General features: G+C 32.5%; 12 protein-coding genes. 10 read left to right on the top strand and 2 right to left on the bottom strand.

Annotation, left to right across the window (positions count from 1 at the left end; translation table 11 throughout):
* Positions 1-208 precede the first annotated feature (208 nt).
* Positions 209-1,213: a LacI family DNA-binding transcriptional regulator gene (locus tag bsdtb5_RS16300; RefSeq protein ID WP_271713034.1), complete on the top strand. Its 1,005-nt coding sequence runs from the start codon at positions 209-211 to the stop codon at positions 1,211-1,213.
* A gap of 104 nt (positions 1,214-1,317) precedes the next feature.
* Here the strand turns inward: bsdtb5_RS16300 and bsdtb5_RS16295 are convergent, their stop codons facing one another.
* Complete coding sequence (locus bsdtb5_RS16295; protein ID WP_271713033.1) at positions 1,318-3,618, bottom strand: leucine-rich repeat domain-containing protein; 2,301 nt, start codon at positions 3,616-3,618, stop codon at positions 1,318-1,320.
* A 260-nt stretch (positions 3,619-3,878) separates the two neighbouring features.
* Between bsdtb5_RS16295 and bsdtb5_RS16290 the strand changes: the two genes are divergently transcribed.
* The 6 genes from bsdtb5_RS16290 to bsdtb5_RS16265 all read left to right on the top strand — a co-directional run bounded on the left by bsdtb5_RS16290 (position 3,879) and on the right by bsdtb5_RS16265 (position 12,352).
* Positions 3,879-4,418: a rubrerythrin family protein gene (locus bsdtb5_RS16290; protein ID WP_271713032.1), complete on the top strand. Its 540-nt coding sequence runs from the start codon at positions 3,879-3,881 to the stop codon at positions 4,416-4,418.
* A 957-nt stretch (positions 4,419-5,375) separates the two neighbouring features.
* Positions 5,376-6,764 (top strand): beta/alpha barrel domain-containing protein, encoded by a 1,389-nt coding sequence (locus bsdtb5_RS16285; protein ID WP_271713031.1) that lies wholly within the window; start codon positions 5,376-5,378, stop codon positions 6,762-6,764.
* A 327-nt stretch (positions 6,765-7,091) separates the two neighbouring features.
* On the top strand, positions 7,092-8,258 hold the full coding sequence (locus bsdtb5_RS16280) for an isocitrate/isopropylmalate family dehydrogenase (RefSeq protein WP_271713030.1): 1,167 nt from the start codon (positions 7,092-7,094) through the stop codon (positions 8,256-8,258).
* Positions 8,259-8,270: 12 nt separating this feature from the next.
* Positions 8,271-8,954 carry a GntR family transcriptional regulator gene (locus bsdtb5_RS16275; RefSeq protein ID WP_271713029.1) on the top strand — a complete coding sequence of 228 codons (684 nt, stop codon included), beginning with the start codon at positions 8,271-8,273 and terminating at the stop codon, positions 8,952-8,954.
* Positions 8,955-9,442: 488 nt separating this feature from the next.
* Positions 9,443-10,411 (top strand): fibronectin type III domain-containing protein, encoded by a 969-nt coding sequence (locus bsdtb5_RS16270; protein ID WP_271713028.1) that lies wholly within the window; start codon positions 9,443-9,445, stop codon positions 10,409-10,411.
* Positions 10,412-10,651: 240 nt separating this feature from the next.
* The gene (locus bsdtb5_RS16265) at positions 10,652-12,352 is read left to right on the top strand and encodes an Ig-like domain-containing protein (RefSeq protein ID WP_271713027.1); all 1,701 of its coding nucleotides are present in this window, start codon (positions 10,652-10,654) and stop codon (positions 12,350-12,352) included.
* 100 nt (positions 12,353-12,452) lie between these two features.
* On the opposite strand, the gene abc-f is transcribed toward bsdtb5_RS16265, so the two are convergent.
* Positions 12,453-14,408: a ribosomal protection-like ABC-F family protein gene (gene abc-f / locus bsdtb5_RS16260; protein ID WP_271713026.1), complete on the bottom strand. Its 1,956-nt coding sequence runs from the start codon at positions 14,406-14,408 to the stop codon at positions 12,453-12,455.
* Positions 14,409-15,007: 599 nt separating this feature from the next.
* Between abc-f and bsdtb5_RS16255 the strand changes: the two genes are divergently transcribed.
* Genes bsdtb5_RS16255 through acpS form a run of 3 tightly spaced genes read left to right on the top strand, consistent with a single transcriptional unit; the run spans position 15,008 to position 16,687 of the window.
* Entirely contained in the window at positions 15,008-15,649 is a 642-nt protein-coding gene (locus bsdtb5_RS16255; RefSeq protein ID WP_271713025.1) for a redox-sensing transcriptional repressor Rex, read from the top strand.
* Between the two features lie 29 nt (positions 15,650-15,678).
* Positions 15,679-16,290 (top strand): hypothetical protein, encoded by a 612-nt coding sequence (locus bsdtb5_RS16250; protein ID WP_271713024.1) that lies wholly within the window; start codon positions 15,679-15,681, stop codon positions 16,288-16,290.
* A 25-nt stretch (positions 16,291-16,315) separates the two neighbouring features.
* Positions 16,316-16,687 carry a holo-ACP synthase gene (gene acpS / locus bsdtb5_RS16245; protein ID WP_271713023.1) on the top strand — a complete coding sequence of 124 codons (372 nt, stop codon included), beginning with the start codon at positions 16,316-16,318 and terminating at the stop codon, positions 16,685-16,687.
* The last annotated feature ends 29 nt before the right edge of the window (positions 16,688-16,716 follow it).

Genomic DNA, 16,716 nt, shown 5'->3' with positions numbered 1-16,716 from the left:
AGCCATTTAAATCTCTTCATCAATTATTAGTATAATAATTAAACTAATAAATAGATTAAAAATTTAAAGCTTTTAAGTAAAAGTTAACTAATTTATTCTTTTTATTTTGCGAAATTTCCAAAACTGTGATATAATTTTTCTATAATATTACATAGATTCGGATAATTCTAGCGTATAGAGCGTATAGGAACGAACAGGTGGAGGCATTATGGCAAAAAGTATTACCATGAAAGATATTGCGAATGAATTAGAGGTTAGTACGGTAACAGTATCGAAAGCATTATCTGACAAAGAGGGAGTTAGTGAGGAAGTACGTGAGAGGATTAAGGAAAAAGCTAAGGAGATGGGATATCGCTTTAGTACTTCCTCAAAATCGATAAAAGATGGAACTCATTATAATATTGGGATTATTGTTGCAGAACGATTTATTAAAGAAAATGGTTATTATTCCAACCTATATCAATTAGTTGTTCAAAGGTTAACTGAGATTGATTATAGCGGAATCTTAGAGATTATCTCAGATGATGATGAAAGTAATGGAGTTCTTCCTAGAATGATCCAGAATAATAAAGTGGATGGGCTCATCATTTTGGGGCAAATGAGCGGAAAGTATATCAAACTAATCGAACAGTCGAATACAATCTTTATTTTCTTAGATTTTCATAATGAACACTCAGATACAGGTGTTGTGATCGGAGACAATGTGTATGGTAGTTATCAGGTGACGAATTACCTAATTACCATGGGTCATAAAGAGATTGGTTTTATTGGTGATATTTATGCCACAAGTAGTATTATGGATCGTTATTTAGGATACTATAAATCATTATTATTGAACAATATTCCTCAAAGAGAAGAGTGGATTATTAAGGATAGAGATACAAAAGGTAAGATATGTGAATTTAACTTACCAGATAAGATGCCAACTGCTTTTGTATGTAATTGTGATGAGATTGCATATATATTGATACAAAAGTTGCAAAAAGAAGGATATAGGGTGCCAGATGATATATCGGTGGTAGGCTTTGATAATTATATCTATGCTACATTATCAAGTCCAAAGTTAACTACTTATGGAGTTAATCTTGAGGATATGGCGGTCGAAGCAGTCACATCAATCTTGTATGCGATCAAACATAATCGTTGTAATGTAGGCCGCAAAATAATTAGTGGCAATTTGTACGTAAGAGATTCTGTGAAAAGAATGATATAATTACTAAAGATTTATTTTTCATATAATAAAAGGTAGAGATTGTACGTCTCTACCTTTTGTTATATCAATTTAATGTACTAGAAGTAAGTTTATAAATCTCGTATTTATTCAAAACTAACCTTATAACCATTTTCAACTGCAAATTGATGAGCATAAGAATTCTCTTCACAGTAAACAGTTAATATATAATCTTTATTTCCAGTTGATAAAGCAGTATCATCAATTTCCTTTAATGTATATGGAATATGAATTTTTCTTAAATTCTTACATCCACTGAACGTATATCGATAGAGTTCCTTCATTCCATTGGATAACCATATCTCTTCTAAATCGCTACATTCTGAAAATGCATCGTATCCTAAATTGGTGATGGAATCCGATAAATGTACTTTTTTCAAAGCAGTACTATCAAATGCATTATTTCCAATTGATTTCAAATGCTTAGGCATGTTTATATTTACTAAGGATGTACAATGGAAAAATGCATAAGCACTAATTGTTGTTATACTATCAGGAAGTTTTACTGATTTTAGATTCGTACAATATTTGAAAGCATAATCAGGTATCATGGTGATGCCTTCTGGTATTGTAATCTGTTCTAAGGAACGATTATCACGAAATACATTAGGTGCTATAAATACAATTCGTTTTGGAAGTTTTACAATTCTATCGTTACCAGTATATTTGATTAAGAATCCATTATTGGTAATTACCATGTTATTCTCTTCATTTTCGCGAATCCATTTTGTACCTGTAAATACGTAATCACCCATTTCTTTTAGTGAGTCAGGTAATGATACTTTAACCACATTAGCGCAATCACGAAAAGCATTCGATTCTATTTCTTTAATACCATCAGGAATCTTTATATCAGTTAATGAATGACAAGTTGCAAAAGCATATTCACTTATTGTCTTTAATTTAGCTGGATAATGTACTTCTGTAAGAGAAACACATCCATTAAGCATATTATCTGGTATTACAGTAATATTATCTGATATTGTAATTTTTTTAAGATTGACGCATTCAGAAAATGCATAAGATCCTATCGTTGTAACAGAATCTGGAATAGCAATACTGGTGAATTGATGACATTTATAAAAAGCATCATTTCCGATTGATCTTAAAGAAGATGGTAGGTTAATGTTACTTAAGTTATAGCAGCCATGAAAAGCATCATCCTTAATATATCTTGTTTTACTAGATAAAGTTACATTTTTTAAACGTGTACAATTTTGAAATAACTCCTCAGATACGTTAGTGATTTTCTCTGGTATTGTAACAGTGGTAAGAGATTTACAACTATTAAAAGCAGAATCACCTAAAGTCTTAAGGTTATCTGGTAAATTTACTTCTTTAATTAAAGTACAATTGTTGAAAGCGCTATTTCCAATATAGGTTACTGAGTCGGGAATTGTAATTGATTTTAATTTCATACAATTTAGGAAAGCGCTATCACCAACATAAGTTAAAGTATCAGGAAGGTGTATACTATTTAAGCTATTACAATAGCTAAATGCATGTGCTTCTATCTTAGTAACAGTGGAAGGCACATTAACAGTAAGAAGCTTAGAACATCCACTAAAGCAAGATTCTGCTATAATTGATAAATTATTTGGTAAAGTTATACTTTTTAAGTTTCTACAATTACCAAAAGCGGACTCTTTAATATCAGTTACCGTACTTGGAATTACGATTGATTTTAAACCTTCACAATAATAGAAAGTTTCTTCCTGTATCTCTGTAACCCCATTAGGAATTATTATTTTTTTCAAGCGATAACATTCACTAAAAGTTTGTTTCCCTAAGATTCTAAGGGAATCAGGTAAAGTGATAGAAGATAAATTATAACAATCCTTAAAAGTTCTTCTTGCTATATGATTTAACTTACTATCTTTAGGTATGATAATTGATTTAACGCTGTTACAATTTGAATAAGCTTCAATACCTATGGACACAACAGATTTTGGTAATGTTATTTTGGTAAAACTAGTACAGTTTGTAAATGCACCCTCTCCGACAAAGGTAAGCTTATCTGGTAGAGTGACATTCTTTAATCGATAGCAATTATAGAATGCTTGGTAAGGTATTTGCTTAATACCATCAGGTAAATTTATTTTTTGTAAGTGCTCACATTTAGCAAATGCACCCTCCCCTATAACAGTTACTGTAGATGGTAATGTAATATGAGTTACTTTATTATTACCGTAAAAAGCTCGCTTACCAATTTGCTTCACACCGTTTGGTACAGTGACAGTCTTTGATGAACCGGTATATGAGACTAGGACACCATCCTTAATATCAAAATTGCTATTAGTACTTGCTTGACTAATAGTGTTTGGTTGAAACATAAGTAAGCACATCGCTAAGATAAATAAAATATGATATCTATATTTTAGCTTCAATATTTAATTCCTCCTTAAATTAAGTATATTTCATAAGTACAAGTATACTATTACTAATCCATGGATAAAAGTGGCAAACTATTACGAATTTCTTAAGATATATTTAATATAAAGGTTTAGAGATAAAGCATAGTTTAGTTAAGAAGCTAGCTCATATAAAGACAAGATTATTTAAGATGTATCATGTGTTAAAATTCTCACGTTTTATGTTGTTTTACATAATATAAAATAAATGAATATTGGTAGGAGAAGAAAATCGCATGGAACTAAAAGATAGTAAGACCTATCAAAATCTAATGAAAGCTTTTGAGATGGAAACAAGAAATAATACGTCATATCAGATATATGGTATAAAGGCAAGAGAAGATGGTTATGAACAAATGGGGGATATCTATGATCAAACAGCTAGGAATGAACGTGAACATGCAAAATTATGGTATAAATTAATGCATGACGGTGAGTTACCTTCTACTCTAGATAATCTTATCAAGTCAGCAGAGTTTGAAAGCAATGCATGGCTTATAGCCTATCCGGAATATGCTAAGGTAGCACGAGAGGAGGGGTTTTCGGATATTGCAGAACTCTTTGATGGAGTTGCAACAATTGAAAAACATCATGATTATCGATTTAATAGTTTAATACAGAATATTAGAAATGAACGAGTGTTTTGTAAAAATAAAAAGGCACTGTGGTTATGTATTAATTGTGGCAATATTGTCTGGGCAGATTGTGCACCTGGAGTTTGTGCTGTTTGTGGATTTCCACAAGGATTTTATGAGTTGAATTGCGAAAATTTTTAATTCAAGTAGTGATTGTATTGTTGTATACAATGTGTTGCGACGTATATAAATAACATTTACATACGTAAACAAAAATTATGAAAAAGGGATGTATGATATTAAATTAAAATAGAAATAATAGTTATATAATTAAGTCCTGATTAAATGAATAGTTCCTCTCGACTGCATAATAATACACTATATTACAAAAAGCATATAAAATAATAATGAGCATTGAAAGACTTTTAAAGTACTAGTATTATGTACATAAAAAGTCTTTTTGTATTTCAACTTATATGAGTTACCCGACAAATGACCTGTTTGGGAGGTTGTCTAGGCAATTTGCACAAAACAGAAAAACTCATGCTTCATTGAATAGGTATAAGAAGATTTAGTTCTCAGATCATTTCATGTAAAACATATGCTAGGACAGATAACTCGCCTTGCTCAGACAGATCTGTCCTAGCATATAACACGAAATAATCCGAGAACAAAATCTTCTAATACCTATTCAAAGGCGCAATCGCTTTTTCTGTTTTGTGCAAATTGCCAGGCTAGATTTTGAAACAGGTCATTTGTCGGGCAACTCAGCTTATATGATGTTGGGGTCAAAAGCCTTATTTAAGTTTGATGTGTGTATGTCACATATAAAATGATTAATAAATATGCAGTAATTCTTTAGTGCTTAAAATATAGATACTTAATATTATTAAGATATCAAACACAAAAATTAAAAATATTAAGCTAATTTAGCGATTTAACAAGTTAAAGCAACACAATGCTTACAGTATTTAGAAAGTGAATTAAGCGCCTATATTATCTTGACAAAGTGCGGTATTATTGTATACAATTAACGTAAGTTTGCGAGGGAGCATGAAGTTTATGCTCCCATTCTGCGTATATAGGCACTAATATCGTGACATAAAGAACAATTTCACGCGTTGGATGTTCAATAATAAAATTAAAGGAGTGAATGAAATGGAAGTGAGAAAGGTTTATAAGAATCCACATACAAATCTTCTACAATTAGAGGAACATATGTATCCGCTAGTTGATGTAGATAAGCCAAATGTATTTCGTAACTTATTCCCATATGATGAAGTTCCAAAGATTGCCTTCAATGACAGGATTGTACCTCATAATATGCCTGACGACATCTGGATTACAGATACAACATTTCGTGACGGTCAACAGTCAAGGGCTCCATATTCAACGGAACAGATTGTAACTATTTACGATTATTTGCATCGATTAGGCGGACCCAAAGGAATTATCCGTCAATCAGAGTTTTTCTTATATAGTAAGAAGGATCGAGATGCGGTATACAAATGTATGGAAAGAGGTTATGAGTTCCCAGAAGTAACTTCATGGATTCGTGCAAGTAAGAAAGATTTTGAATTAGTAAAAGAAATCGGTATGAAGGAGACTGGAATACTAGTTAGTTGTTCTGATTATCATATTTTCTATAAGATGAAAATGACAAGAGGGCAGGCAATGCAACACTATTTAAGTGTAGTTCGTGAATGCCTTGAAACTGGAGTTGCTCCAAGATGTCATCTAGAGGATATTACAAGATCCGATATCTATGGATTTGTTATTCCATTCTGTTTAGAATTAATGAAATTAGGAGAAGAATATAAGATACCAGTAAAGATAAGAGCTTGTGATACTATGGGCTATGGAGTTAATTTCTCAGGAGCTGTTATCCCAAGATCAGTTCAAGGTATTATCTATGGATTGATGACTCATGCTGGAGTTCCTTCTCATCTATTAGAATGGCATGGACATAATGACTTTTATAAAGCAGTTACGAATTCTACAACTGCATGGCTATATGGTGCATGTGGTATCAATTGTTCCTTATTCGGTATTGGAGAGAGAACAGGAAATACACCACTAGAGGCAATGGTATTTGAATATGCGCAATTAAAAGGAACGCTAGACGGTATGGAAACGACTGTAATTACTGAACTAGCTGAATATTTTACCAAAGAAATTGGTTTTGTAATGCCTGCAAGAACTCCATTCGTAGGGAAAAACTTCAATGTAACAAGAGCAGGTATTCATGCAGATGGTCTTCTAAAGAATGAAGAAATCTATAATATCTTCGATACAGAGAAGTTCTTAAATCGTCCAGTATTAGTAGCAGTATCCAATACATCTGGGCTTGCAGGAATTGCACATTGGATGAATGCATTTTTTAAATTAAAAGATGAGGATGCAATTGACAAGAGTCATCCATTAGTGGAGAAAATCAAAGAATGGGTTGATAAAGAATATGAATCAGGTCGTGTTACTGTAATTACGGATGATGAATTAATAAAAGTGATAAATACTTATAGTAAAGAGTTAGGGATAACATTATAATATGTAAATGAATAGTTAGGATATCAAAAGTCTTATTTTAGTTTATTGAGTGTATATTGATGTATAATTTAGATTGAGAATGACTTTTGACACCCTAACCATAAATAGAACATTATATAATTTAGCGGAGATAACATTGTAAGATAGTGATGGTAGATACTAAAAAGTGATATTGTTTTTTATCTTGAATTATAGTATGATAGTTCATGGAAAAAATACTAATATTAGTATGAAATACCAGATTTTAATAAATATTCACCTATGTATCTTTCTAAAAAGTTAATGTTCAATAATAGATAAATGAAATGCATAGGAGGATTCTATAGAATGAACACTACACAAATAGAAGAAGCAAAACAAAGATTTGGTATACTTTTAGAAGAACAGTTAAAAAGAGTTGAGATGATGAAAGCACAAGGTGATTTCATTGATTATAAATCTCTTGAGAAAATTATAATCGGTGTATGTGGTGGGGATGGTATTGGTCCAGCTATTACAGGCCAAGCGCAAAGAGTATTAGAGTACTTATTAAGGGAAGATGTTCAATCAGGTAAAGTAGAATTTAAGGTGATTGATGGTCTTACTATTGAAAGAAGAGCTGAAGAAAATGCTGCAATTCCACCAGCAGTGTTAGATGAATTAAAGGAATGTCATGTCATTCTCAAAGGACCTACTACAACTCCTAGAAAAGGTGATCCTTGGCCAAATGTAGAGAGCGCCAATGTTGCAATGAGAAAAGAACTTGACTTATTTGCTAATGTTAGACCAGTAAGAATTCCAGAACAAGGAATTGATTGGACGTTCTATAGAGAGAACACAGAAGGTAGTTATGCGGTTGGTAGCAAAGGTGTTCACGTAACAGAAGATTTAGGCGTTGACTTTACAATTGTTACAAGTCAAGGCTGTGAAAGAATTATTAGAGCTGCATTTGAATATGCAAAAGCAAATGGTAAAACTAGAGTAACTGCGGTTACAAAAGCAAATATTATTAAAACAACCGATGGTAAATTCTTAGATATCTTCAAAGAGATAGCTAAAGAATATCCAGGTATTACAGCAGATGACTGGTATATCGATATCATGACTGCAAAATTAGTAGACGAAAAGAGAAGAAAAGACTTCCAAGTACTTGTTCTTCCTAACTTATATGGTGATATCTTAACTGATGAAGCAGCAGAATTCCAAGGTGGTGTTGGAACTGCGGGTAGTGCAAACATTGGAAAGAGATATTCTATGTTTGAAGCAATTCATGGCTCTGCGCCAAGAATGGTGGAGGAAGGAAGAGATATTTACGCGGATCCATGTAGTGTAATTAGAGCTGGAGCTATGTTACTTTCTCATATCGGTTACAATAAGGAAGCAGATCAATTATATAAAGCTTTAGATATCTGTACAATTACAGAGAAGAAGCTTGTTATGACAGGAAGAGATACTGGTGCTACTAGTGCAGAGTTTGCTGATTATATAATGGAGACCATTGAGAAATTAAACTAGGAGGCAAGACCCTTGGATGGTTTAGGTGTACAAAAAGAGGTGACTGATAAATATTCTTTAAGAGGAAGAGTATTTAATAGAATACGAGAAGATATATTATCAGGAAAGTATCGACAGAATGAGGAGTTAAAAGAGACTTCGATTGGTAATGAATTAGGGGTTAGTAGAACTCCAGTTAGAGAAGCTCTAAGACAACTCGAATTAGAAGGTTTAGTAAATATTATTCCGAACAAGGGTGCTTATGTAACAGGCATTACTCCTAAAGATATACATGATATTTATATGGTTCGTTCTTATCTAGAGGGATTGTGTGCTAGATGGGCGTGTGAGAACATAACAGAAGAGAAGATAGAGGAACTAGATGAGATTGTTTATCTGTTCGAGTTCCATGCAAAAAAAGAGCATATTGAACAATTATTAGAACTCGATAACAAATTCCATGAGATTATCTATGAAGCATCAGAGAGTAAGATATTAGTTCATGTGTTATCTGATTTTCATCATTATGTGGAGCGAGTACGTAAAGTATCCTTATCAAGCACATCAAGAGCGATGAAGTGTAATGTTGAACACACTGCTCTATTAGAAGCGATAAAACTTCGAGATGCAGATAAGGCGGAAGCACTGGCGCATGAACATATGATGAATTCCATTAAGAATATTAGCGAACATGGAATTGAGAATATTCTGAAATAAGGTATTTTATTGAAGTCACAGAAAATATAAATCTATATTATATAATCAAAAGTAGCATAACCAGCCTGGTTATGCTACTTTTGATTTATTATTCAATTTCATATTTACTTAATACGTAAATATGAAATTGAATAATTTCTAAATTTCTAAGCAATATTCTTTAGTTAGTATACAAAATGACAAAAATATGCAATTATTGGTAATAAATGATAAAACTATATTGAAAAAATAATTTGAATGGATATAATAATATTTGTTAATGTAAAAATATTACATAATATTTTGCTTTTCGAGGAAAGGAGTATAAAGATGAGTGACGCGAAAGAGAAAATGCAGTTGCTATAAGATAAGGGTGGAACAACTGTATAGCATTGCAATACAAGGATTGAGACATGTATTGAAGCACATTAGATACTATAGGGAGTTTATTTAATGTCAATCACTCTTTCAAAAAATTAATTAATAAAAAATCAAAGGGGTTGTAGATTATGAAAAGAAAAATTAAGATCTGTTCAGCAATATTATCAGTGGGAATGGTAGCTAGTAGCTTTCAAATGGTTAATGCTGCGCCAAACAATACAGCGTTACAAAATCAGAATGCAGTATATACTTCTGTTGAGTCATTAAGTACTGCACCAGCTAATTTTAGAATTTCACAAAGATCTGGATTAGGATGTGCGTTTAGTTGGAGATGGAGTGGAAATACAGAAGATCTGTATGCAATCTATAGAAAACCAACAGGATCAACGAGTGAACCAGTAAGAGTTACAGAGCCAACGAAAGAAAATATAAATGTCGGAGCTGAAACTTTAATGGGAAGTTATGACTTCTGTGTTGCGATTGTAGATAAAGATGGAAATCGTATTTCAAACTATAGTGAAGTATCTACCGTAGAATCATACTATGATGCACCAGTTCATTTCAATATCTCACAAAGATCTGGATTAGGATGTGCATTTAGTTGGAAGTGGAGTGGAAATACAGAAGATCTGTATGCAATCTATAGAAAACCAACAGGATCAACGAGTGAACCAGTAAGAGTTACAGAGCCAACGAAAGATAATACAAATGTGGGAGCTGAAACCTTAATGGGAAGTTATAACTTCTATGTGGCTAGAGTAGATGCTAATGGAAATCGTATTTCATACTATAGTGAAGTATCTACCGTAGAATCATACTATGATGCACCAGTTCATTTTAATATCTCACAAAGATCTGGATTAGGATGTGCATTTAGTTGGAAGTGGAGCGGAAATACAGAAGATATGTATGCAATCTATAGAAAACCAACGGGATCAACGAGTGAACCAGTAAGAGTTACAGAGCCAACGAAAGAAAATATAAATGTCGGAGCTGAAACTTTAATGGGAAGTTATGACTTCTGTGTTGCGATTGTAGATAAAGATGGAAATCGTATTTCATATTATAGTAATTCAGCGACAGTGGAATCATATTAAAAAATAACCAAATAGATTAATGGATAAAATAAGTCCTCTTGATGAGGGCTTATTTTATTATAAACTAGTTTGTGGTAAAGAAACGATAAAATACTTGCTGTTATGTTAACTTTAGAGACGAAGTACAGCGCAAGAAGAATATAGTAATAAGGTCCAGTTGTTTTATTATCTTATAAAAAATATAATGTTCTAAATGGAAAATATATCATATTTTATGAAATGAAAGTAGGAGAAATATTTATGAAAAAGTTTAGAAGATATTTATGTATGATGGTAATATTAGTTTTTGTTACGAATGCCATATTTGAATCAAATGTAACAAGTGCATATGCCTTTGGTGGAGGAACAACGCCATCTCCATCCCAAATACCATCCCAAATACCATCTCAAACACCAACCCAAGCACCAACTCCAACATTAACCCCATCACCGACACCAGTACCTACTCAGACTCCAGAGGAAAAAGCAAAGACCAAGATTACGATCTTAAGTCAACCAACCAATTGGTGTAATTCAAGTACTGTTAAGATTCTATTTGAAAATGCAGATGGGATTAAACAAGTTAGTGTGAATAATAAGGTGGAATATACAGCATCAGGTAACTACTTACCAACACAGAAATATCTTTACGTAACACTAGCACAGAAAAATATTACGATTACAGTAATTGATGCAAATAATCAGACAGTATCTGAGTCATATAATATGTACTATATTGATTCTAGTGCACCTACGATAACTTATAGTATCAATAATGGCATGCTATATCTTAATTCCACGGATACTGAATCTGGTGTGAAGGAGATATTATATTCTACCAATGGATATAATTACTCAAGTTACAGAAGTTCAGGAATTAATATGTCAAATAGCAATAACACCACATATTATACATATTCCATTGATCAGGCAGGTAATAAGAGCTCTATTATACAAATTAGCAATATTCCGGTGACAAAGGTAGCTTTTGAACGAGATAATTATTCCGTAGAGAAAAATTCTAGCTTTACATTAACGCCAATTATAACACCATCGAATGCAACGGTTAAAACAATAACATGGAGATCAAGTAATGAAAGAGTTGCGAAAGTAGTTAATGGAGTGGTAACAGGAATATCCGAAGGAAAAACTACAATAACAGCAATAAGTTCCAATGGATATAAGGCATATTGCACAGTTACTGTAACTGGCTTAAGTGTAACTGGTATTAATGTGAGTGAGACTACAGTAACGTTGCGTTATGGAGAAAGACATACGATATCAGCCACTGTTTTACCATATAATGCTCAGAATAGATCAGTTACTTGGTCTTCTTCTAATGATTACGTGGCGACAGTAGTAAACGGTGTGATATATGCTAGGAATAAAGGAACGGCATATATTATCGCTACCTCTTCAAATGGTATGAAAGCATTATGTTTGGTTACAGTAACTGGAACCAAGGCTTCATCTATGTCATTTCAATATGGAAGCATTCAACTTGACTTGGGAGAAGAAATAACATTAGCGCCAAGTTTTTATCCCGGGGATGCAGAAAGGGAATCTGTAACTTACCGTTCATCAGATTCGTCAATTGCATCTGTTTCAAACTATGGTGAGGTAATTGGTATTCGAGAAGGTGTAGCTGTTATAACAGGTATATCAAGCAATAATCTTGTTACCACTTGTATTGTTACGGTAAAAGAAGACTTAAGTGATGTAACATTAAATTATACTAAAAAAAGTCTAAAAAAAGGAAATTCATTTAAATTAAGGGTGTTAGGAACAGCTCAAAAAGCAACATTTAAAAGTAGTAAAAAGTCTGTTGTTAAAGTGAATTCAAATGGAGTGGTTATGGCAGTAAAACCAGGTAAAGCTACAATAACCGTTACTGTTGGTAATAAGACATTAATATGTGTTGTGACCGTTAAAAAGGTAAAAGGAAAGCATAGGCATTCTTAGAAATCTAAATGAATAAAATAGGATTAAAATGAATAAGAGTAATGAAACATTTTTAAAATTCAATGTTTCATTACTCTTTATTATTTTGAAAACTTATATTTTATTCCGATAACTCTTCCCACATTACAAGTAGTTCTTCCAGTCTATTTTCAATTGTCTTCTTTTCATTATTCAGTTCCATGAGCTTGGGTACATTCGTATAGACTTCTTCATCTGCTAGAAGTTCGTCTATTTCCTCGCTTCTTGTTTCAAGCTGATGAATTTCATGTTCCACTTTTGCAAGTTCGTTCTGCTTTTTCCTTAACTTAGCTTGTTCTTCTTTCTGCTGTTTCCAATCAAGCTTTGTCTGAGAAGCGTCAACATCTGTTGCGGAAGAAGACGCTAAGTTAGTGGAAACTGTATTATTTGGGCTAGAAGTATCCGAGAGTGTATTTAAATATGCCTTTTCAACTTCATCCTTTTTCTCTAAGTAATAATCATAATTACCAATGTAATTTAGTAACTGATGATTGGTAAGATCAAGGATTCTAGTTGCTGTTTTATTAATGAAATAACGGTCATGGGACACATAGATTACAGTTCCGGTATAATTATTAATTGCATTTTCTAATATTTCTTTAGAACTAATATCAAGGTGGTTGGTAGGCTCATCTAGGATTAATAGGTTTGCTTCGGAAAGCATTAATTTGGCTAATGATACACGACCACGTTCTCCACCACTTAGGTCTTTGATTCGTTTGAATACATCATCATTGGTAAAGAGAAAGGACGCCAATACATTACGAATCGTAGTGTTATCTAAGTTTGGATAAGTGTCTTGAAGCTCATCAAACAAAGTCTTCTCCATATTTAATACTTGGTGTTCCTGATCATAGTAAGCAATTTTTACTTTTGATCCAAGTTTAATCTCACCAGAATCAGGAGTAATAATTTGATTAATCATCTTTAAGATGGTTGTCTTACCAGTTCCGTTATTACCGATGATAGCAATCTTTTCTTCTCTTTTTACTTCAAAGTTAAGGTCTCTAAATAATTGCTTTGAGCCAAAAGACTTCGATAGATTTTTGACAGTTAATACATCGTTACCGCTGGTTACTTGAGGTTCTAAACGAATGGACATTTTGGCCTCATGCGTGATAGGTTTATCTATACGATCAATTTTATCAAGCATTTTCTCACGACTTTCTGCTCGTTTGATTGATTTCTCACGGTTGAAAGAACGTAATTTCGCAATAACTTCTTCTTGATGCTTAATTTCTTTTTGCTGATTCAGATAATGTTTTATCATTGTTTCTCTTTGAAGTTCTTTCTTCATAGCATAAGCAGAATAATTGCCCTCAAAGACTTGTGCTTTGGAATTCTCTAGTTCAACAACTTTGGTAACGACTTTATCAAGAAAGTATCGATCATGCGCTACGATGATTACACTACCGTTATAGTTAAGCAGATATGTCTCAAGCCAAGCAATGGATTCCATATCAAGGTGATTGGTAGGCTCATCAAGTAGTATAATATCTGGAGTGGATAGTAGTAACTTACCTAAGGAAATACGAGTCTTCTGTCCACCAGATAAAGCAGTTACTTTCTTATTGAAATCCTCTTCGGTGAAAGCAAGGCCTTTTAGGATACCGACAATTTCACTTTTATAAGAATAACCGTTTTTTTGTTCGAATTCATGAGTTAGTCTGGAATAAGTATTTAACATATCTTCTAATTCTTTTCCAGATACTTTCTTCATGGACTCTTCCATAACTCTTATTTTGTCTTCTAGCTCAATAATCTCTTTTTTCGTTTCTAACATTTCTTCATATATAGTATGGTCAGAAGAAAGGTCTTGATGTTGAGAAAGGTATCCAATAGTACTACCTTTTTGAAGAATTACTTCCCCTTCGTCCGCTTTCATCTCATTCATAATAATCTTTAAAAGAGTTGATTTGCCAGCACCATTTAATCCAATGATGGCTACTTTTTCTCTTTCATTTACATGGAAAGATATATTGGAAAGGATTTGATTAATACCAAAAGCTTTTCCTATATTATTACATGCTAATATCATAATTGTTTCCTCACAGTCTATAGTAAATCAAAAATCTAATTCAATGTTATTTATTTCGCATTAGCTCCCATCAGTCGCCTTTGGCGACATATAAATCAGGGGTGTGAACGTTTGATTTCACAATAATATCATCTAGCATTGTAACATATGGATACTTTCAAGTAAATACTGCGATAAACATTGGAAGTATAATTAAATGCAGTTAATTCTAGTATAATTCATTCAATAAGAAACAATAAGATATCTAGGACATTAATTAGAACTATCTTTTAAAATAATAATGGCCTCTGAATATTAATAAATTCGGAGGCTATTTTGATTATAGGATGACAATCTTTAAGGAATCTTAATTTGACATCAAATAGAGATTTAACTATAATATAGGGTAGTATTTAGAGAAAATATAGCAAATAACTAATAAGAATAAGCGTTTATATTAAGAATAGTCTGAAACTTTTAAATGAGGGATGGAACAGAGGTTTAACTAGTACAAATAGTGTATCGAATACTATCATGTATCTGATAATCTTATCAACCAATCTCATTTGTTTGAATAACCGCTATTTCTTATTAGCATATTTGTTAAAGGAGGATTTCAATTGAGCGAAAAAGAAATATCGCTGGCAGTCATCAAAAGACTTCCGAGGTATTATAGATATTTAGGCGAATTAATGGAAAAAGATGTGGTGCGTATCTCATCTAAGGAATTAAGCGAGAAGATGCAAGTTACCGCTTCACAGATTAGACAGGATTTGAATAACTTTGGTGGGTTCGGACAGCAGGGATACGGATATAATGTAGAACATCTTTATACGGAAATAGGTAAAATTTTAGGCTTAGATAAACGATATAATATTATAATAATAGGTGCAGGTAATTTAGGACAGGCGTTAGCAAACTATACGGATTTTGAAAAACGAGGATTTATCTTAAAAGGAATCTTCGATGTGAACCCAATCTTAATCGGATTATCCATTCGTGGTACTGAGATCCGCTTAATGGGTGAACTTGAAGAATTCATCAAATCCAATAATATAGATATTGCAGTTCTAACAATACCTAAGCATAATGCACCAAAAGTTGCAGCAGATTTAGTAAATTGGGGAGTGCATGCATTTTGGAACTTTGCACCATGTGATTTAAATCTTCCAAAAGATATCATTGTAGAAAATGTACATTTATCAGAAAGTATCATGAGATTATCTTATGATTTAAAGACACTTAAGGAGCAGCCAAACTAAGCTTTGCACAAGAAAAAAGGGGTATATAAATGGCTAAGAAAAAAGAAGATATTGATTTTAGAGAAGCACTTAAGAGTAGAAGAATACCAATCTTAACACTTGATACGAAATGGCATGCATTATTTGATGGGCATGAAAAACCATCGAATATCAAAGAACTCGAGAAAAAATTGAATGAGTTAATGAAGAGTCAGGGACAGAAAGTTAATGATATTAAAGATCTGAAAGCACTTAAGAAAAAGCTTATGGATGAAATAATTCAAAACATGGATACTTCAACGGGGGGTGCCCTAGGTTCTTTAAAAGTAAAAAAGCAGATAAAGAGTCAACAACTAATTCAGGATATTAATGATAAGTTAAGGCAAGCAGATGATGATCTTGCTGATTTACCATATCTAATCAAAGCAGTGAATGAAGAACTGTTGATTGAAAGTATGAAGATATGTTACGACAGATTAAGAATGAATGAAGAAGAAATTAATAAGTATGGTGAATGGATTACCAGAACAAGAGAAGAATTAAAGAAGAACCTTATCATTAAGCAGGAGATGGAAGCGGATAATTCAGCTCTATATTCCTATATGCATAATATGTTAGGGGCTAATGTAATTCAGCAAATGGATGTTAAAGAAGGATTGTAATCTTTAATAATAAATGGGAGCTACAATGATTATAGGAATTGGAACCGATCTGGTGGAGATAAGCCGAGTGATAAAAGCTTGTGAGAATAGGCATTTTTTGGAAAAGTACTTTACTATGGATGAAATTAAGCTTATTGAACATGATAAAAGAAAAGCAGCAGATAATTTTGCTGTAAAGGAAGCTGTGTCCAAAATCTTTGGTACTGGATTTCATAATTTTTCACCAATTGATATAGAAGTATTGCGAGAAGAATCTGGTAAGCCATATGTGAAACTGTATGGGAAAGCATTAGATTTAGCAAAGCAATTAAAAATAGGAACAATACATGTAACAATCACCAACACTCAGAAATATGCGCAAGCATTTGCAGTTGGTGAAAGCGTGGACGTTAGATAGAAGACTTCATAGAATAATAGATTATTTGT

The sequence above is a fragment of the Anaeromicropila herbilytica genome (assembly GCF_016591975.1).
In the GTDB taxonomy this organism is placed as follows: Bacteria; Bacillota; Clostridia; order Lachnospirales; family Lachnospiraceae; genus Anaeromicropila; species Anaeromicropila herbilytica.
The sequence above is the reverse complement of the archived record's forward strand: the minus strand, read 5'-3'. Positions and strand labels throughout refer to the sequence as shown.